We start from the raw sequence: 236 nt of genomic DNA on the forward strand, positions 1-236 counted from the left end.
TACGACCCCATCCAAAGCGACGGAAAATGTAAATGGCGCTTTCGTCTTGTCAAAGAATTTATCAGCATTGGCAGGCATTCCATGAGCGTTCTTATTTTGCAAAATCGGCAGCGTGTGCGGGCGATTGATTTGAAGCTTCTGCGGAAGATTGCTCGTTGCTTGTTGGAAGAATTGCTCGGCGACACGTTTTATGAATTGGGTTTTCATTTTGTGGCTGCCTCAGAAATGGCGACGGT

At 46.6% G+C, this 236-nt stretch carries 1 protein-coding gene; it reads right to left on the minus strand.

Going from position 1 to position 236, the window contains the following annotated elements; translation table 11 throughout:
• Positions 1–207, minus strand: a 207-nt coding sequence (locus tag KVT28_RS26875) for a hypothetical protein (protein ID WP_217551373.1), incomplete at its 3' end; no start/stop codon positions are given.
• Positions 208–236 lie beyond the last annotated feature (29 nt).

Origin of the sequence: Pantoea sp. GbtcB22, assembly GCF_019091025.1 — a bacterium.
In the GTDB taxonomy this organism is placed as follows: domain Bacteria; phylum Pseudomonadota; class Gammaproteobacteria; order Enterobacterales; family Enterobacteriaceae; genus Pantoea; species Pantoea leporis.